This is a genomic window from Teichococcus rhizosphaerae (assembly GCF_002631185.1).
GTDB lineage: Bacteria > Pseudomonadota > Alphaproteobacteria > Acetobacterales > Acetobacteraceae > Pseudoroseomonas > Pseudoroseomonas rhizosphaerae.
Window position 1 is genome coordinate 1 of the sequence record NZ_PDNU01000058.1, and the last position, 3,786, is coordinate 3,786.

Consider the following 3,786-nt stretch of genomic DNA (forward strand, 5'->3'; position numbering starts at 1 on the left):
GCATGAGGGGCTGGTCGGCCTTCCCGTGCTGCTCGGGGACGACCACAGCGACATAGAGGCGCTGGTGCAGTGCCCTGGCCTGGCACTGAGCATGGGCGCGGACGCGTTCCGCGCCGCGCTCGAGGCCGACCCGGTCCTGCACGCGCTTCTGTTGCGCTATGCCCTTGTCCACCACGAGCAGGTGGCGCGGACGGCGGCCTGCAATGGCCGCCACCATACCAATGAGCGCTTGGCGCGCTGGCTGCTGATGGCGCATGACCGGGTCGAGGGCGACGCGCTGCCCATGACCCACGAGGTCCTGTCCATGATGCTCGGCGTCCGCCGCGCCGGGATCACGGTCGCGGCGGGGCAGTTCCAGAAGGCGGGCTTCATCCGCTACGAGAAGGGCCGGATCACGGTGACCGACCGGACCGGGCTCGAAAGCATGGCCTGCGAGTGCTACGAGATCCAGCGCGGCGCCTATGACCGCATCTTCGGCGGCCATGGCGCCGCCAGAGCACGCCCGCGCCGCTGATCCGCCTATGCCGGTTTGGCCAGGCCGGTCCTGCCAGGAGGGCGGGAAGGCGCGGCCCCGGCCATCGCGCGCGATGGGCTGCCGGCATCGGGAAGGGAGATGGAGCGGGCGAAGGGAATCGAACCCTCGTCACTTGGTTGGGAACCAAGAGCTCTACCATTGAGCTACGCCCGCCTCGGCGAGGCTTCTAGCCTGCCCTTGTGCCGCCGGCAAGCCACGCGTAAGAGTCTTCCCGCCCGGTCCGCCGGGTGCTCGCGATTTGTCCGGCCAGCTTGCGGCGAGCTTAAACAATCGCGCTAAACGGCCGCGGCGGGGATGCGCGCGCAAGCCCCGCCCGACCGGGCCGGGTTCTGGATGCCAGCCCGAGAGTTCGCCCGTCCCATGGCCAAGCCCGCAACCGACCGTCCGCTGCGCCCCGCAACCCTGCTGGTCCGGGGCGGGCAGATGCGCAGCAACTTCGACGAGACCTCCGAGGCCCTCTACCTCACCTCCGGCTTCGTCTATGACAGCGCCCTCCAGGCCGAGCAGACCTTCACGGGCGAGGTCCAGCACTTCCAGTATTCGCGCTTCGGCAACCCCACCGTCCTGGCGCTGGAAGCGCGCCTCGCCGCGCTGGAAGGGGCGGAGGCCTGCCGCGCCACCGCCACCGGCATGGCCGCCGTGCACGCCGCCATGCTGTCCCACCTCAAGACCGGCGACCGGGTGGTGGCCAGCCGCGCCCTGTTCGGCTCCTGCCACTGGATCGTCTCCACCCTGCTGCCGCGCTACGGCATCCAGACCGAGTTCGTGGACGGCGCCGACCTCGCCCAGTGGGAGGCCGCCTTCCGCCGCCCCTGCCAGCTCGTGCTGCTGGAGACCCCCTCCAACCCGATGCTGGAGATGGTGGACCTGAAGGCGGTGTGCGACCTGGCCCATGCCGCCGGCGCCATCGTGGTGGTGGACAACGTCTTCGCCACGCCGCTGCTGCAGAAGCCCATGCAGTTCGGCGCCGATGTGGTGGTGTATTCCGCCACCAAGCACTTCGACGGCCAGGGCCGCGTGCTGGGCGGCGCCGTGCTGGGCAGCAGGAAGTGGATCGAGGAGGTGCTGCAGCCCTTCGTGCGCAACACCGGCCCGGCCCTCTCGCCCTTCAACGCCTGGACCATCCTGAAGGGGCTGGAGACGCTGCACCTGCGCGTGCCGGCCATGTGCCGCAACGCCGCCGCCATCGCCCAGATGCTGGAGGAGCGCGCCGAGGTGGAGGCGGTGCACTACCCCTACCTTGCCAGCCACCCGCAATACGAGCTGGCCAAGAAGCAGATGTCGGCCGGCGGCACGCTGGTCAGCTTCACGCTCAGGGGCGGCAAGGAGGCGGCCTTCCGCTTCCTGGACGCGCTGCGGGTGATCGACATCTCCAACAACCTGGGCGACGCCAAGAGCCTGATCACCCACCCCGCCACCACCACCCACATGCGCGTGGCGGCGGAGGAGCGGGCGCGGCTCGGCATCACCGACGGGGCGCTGCGCCTGTCGGTGGGGCTGGAGGACGTGGCGGACCTGGTGGAGGACATCGCCGCCGCGCTCGACGCGGTGGGCGGCGAGGCCGCGCCCAGCCGCAAGCCGCTCGGCCGCATGGTGGTGGAGGAGACGGTGGCGGCGGTGAAGGCACCCGCCAAGGCCGCGGCCCAGGCGCCGCGCCGCGCCCGCGCCGCCGCGCCCGCCCCCGCCGCCCAGCGCGCCGCCAAGGGGGCCGTCAAGGCCGCGGGGCAGGAAGCGCCGGCGGGAGAGATGCCCGCTCCGGAAGCGCCCTCCCGGCCCGCCGCGCGCAAGGCCCCGGCGAGGCGCGACGCCGCCGGAACCCAGGCCGCGGCCGAGCCCGACCTGTTCCAGCAAGGCCCCAAGCGCCGCTGAGCCGCGCGCGCCGGGCGGGGCGCGGGAGGCTTCCTCCCCCGCCCCCCGCTTCACAGGCTTCGGCGCGCCCTCGACGCGCCGGGCGCCGCGGCGCAGAATGCACGGCCCTCGCGCCACCCGGAGAGACCATGTCGCCCGAGACCTGGATCGCCTTTCTGGCCACGGCATCGGTCATGCTGCTGATCCCGGGGCCCACCATCCTCCTCGTCATCGGCCAGTCGCTGGGCGGCGGGCGGCGGGCGGCCCTGCCCCTGGTGGCGGGCGTCGCCGCCGGCGACCTGGTGGCGATGAGCCTGTCGCTCGCCGGGCTCGGCGCGCTGCTGGCCACCTCGGCGGCGCTGTTCACGGCGCTGAAATGGCTGGGCGCCGCCTATCTCGTCTATCTGGGCGTGCGGCTCTGGCGCGCCCCCGTGGCAGCGGGCGGCCCCCTGCCGCTCACCGCCGGCGCCGCCTGGCGGCAGGCCTTCATCGTCACCGCGCTGAACCCGAAGTCGATCGCCTTCTTCGTGGCCTTCGTGCCGCAGTTCCTCGACCCGGCCCGGCCCTTCCCGCCGCAGGCCGCCATCCTGGTGGCCAGCTTCGTCACCCTGGCGGCGGCCAACGCGCTGTTCTACGCGCTGCTGGCGGGCCGCCTGTCCGGCGCCGTGCGGCGGCCCGGCCTGCGCCGGGCCCTGAACCGCGCCGGCGGCGGCATGCTGGTGGGGGCGGGCCTCGCCACCGCCGCGCTGCGCCGCGCGGGCTGATAGGACCACCCCATGACCCAGCCCCCCCTCTTCACCGCCACCACGCGCGATGTCCGCGTTTCCGTGCGCGCCTTCTACCTGTCCGACCAGTCGAAGCCCGAGCAGTCGCACTTCGTCTGGGCCTACCGGGTCAGCATCGAGAACCAGGGGCCGCGCACCGTGCAGCTGCTGAAGCGGAGCTGGCTGATCACCGATGGCGCCGGCCGCACCCAGCAGGTGCACGGCCCCGGCGTGGTGGGCGAGCAGCCGGTGCTGGAGCCGGGGGAGAGCTTCGAGTACACCTCCGGCACCCCGCTCTCCACGCCCTCGGGCTTCATGCGCGGCACCTATCACATGATCGACACCGCCAGCGGCGAGGCCTTCGACATCGCCATTCCCCTGTTCAGCCTGGACAGCCCGCACCAGACCGGCGCGGTGCATTGATCCCTTGTCGCCCGAGCCCTGCGCCGGCGGCCATTGTGCCCGGGCCGCCGCATCCCCATTGATGCGCCACATGCCCTGCCGCCAGCGCCACATCCGCCAGCGCCACCGCTGACGGACCGCCAACCGGAATTCGCATCGTGAACATGACCTTGCCGCCGGCGCGTCCGCTGGCCGACCCCGCCCGCACCGACCGAGACGAGGCCCCGCGCCGGCCGA

The 3,786-nt window shown here is 73.0% G+C and carries 3 protein-coding genes, 1 tRNA gene, 1 pseudogene and 1 riboswitch; of the genes and pseudogenes, 4 read left to right on the top strand and 1 reads right to left on the bottom strand.

Annotated elements, in window-relative coordinates; all coding sequences use genetic code 11:
• The coding region (locus tag CR162_RS19745; RefSeq protein WP_141563252.1) for a Crp/Fnr family transcriptional regulator at nt 1–514 on the top strand (514 nt) is incomplete at its 5' end.
• A 100-nt stretch (nt 515–614) separates the two neighbouring features.
• On the opposite strand, the gene CR162_RS19750 is transcribed toward CR162_RS19745, so the two are convergent.
• Nucleotides 615–688, bottom strand: a tRNA-Gly gene (locus tag CR162_RS19750).
• A 67-nt stretch (nt 689–755) separates the two neighbouring features.
• Nucleotides 756–834: riboswitch (SAM riboswitch) on the top strand.
• Between the two features lie 61 nt (nt 835–895).
• Between CR162_RS19750 and metZ the strand changes: the two are divergent.
• From metZ to apaG, 3 genes and pseudogenes are all read left to right on the top strand, one after another.
• Nucleotides 896–2,086, top strand: a pseudogene (gene metZ, locus CR162_RS19755) (O-succinylhomoserine sulfhydrylase); the annotation flags it as partial.
• 446 nt (nt 2,087–2,532) lie between these two features.
• Complete coding sequence (locus tag CR162_RS19760) at nt 2,533–3,147, top strand: LysE family translocator (protein WP_099097234.1); 615 nt, start codon at nt 2,533–2,535, stop codon at nt 3,145–3,147.
• 12 nt (nt 3,148–3,159) lie between these two features.
• Nucleotides 3,160–3,570 (top strand): Co2+/Mg2+ efflux protein ApaG, encoded by a 411-nt coding sequence (gene apaG / locus CR162_RS19765; protein ID WP_099097235.1) that lies wholly within the window; start codon nt 3,160–3,162, stop codon nt 3,568–3,570.
• The last annotated feature ends 216 nt before the right edge of the window (nt 3,571–3,786 follow it).